The 260-nt window shown below is 38.8% G+C and carries 1 pseudogene; it reads right to left on the reverse strand.

From position 1 onward, the window contains the following. A pseudogene (locus tag IQR33_RS36130) lies at window positions 1–260 on the reverse strand (serine/threonine protein kinase); the annotation flags it as partial.

Genomic DNA, 260 nt, shown 5'->3' on the forward strand with positions numbered 1-260 from the left:
TGACCGAAAACATCGCTAGATAACGAACTTGGCGTGAAAGGATAACCTTGATGAATCTGATTTAACTCATCCTTGAGCTCATAGATGGATTTACTGCCATCTTCTTTACTGTACCGAGACTTTTCAAGTTGACTGTTGATTTGCCTTGCTATCGAAAGTAACGTGGAGTGCTTGCTTGACTGAATATCTAAGGCAAGAACTTCTATTTTATGTGAGTCAGGGTAGTAGGTTTTTGCTTTATCAAGTATGGACTCAATTTC

This window comes from Vibrio sp. OPT46 (genome assembly GCF_015163535.1).
In the GTDB taxonomy this organism is placed as follows: Bacteria; Pseudomonadota; Gammaproteobacteria; order Enterobacterales; family Vibrionaceae; genus Vibrio; species Vibrio alginolyticus.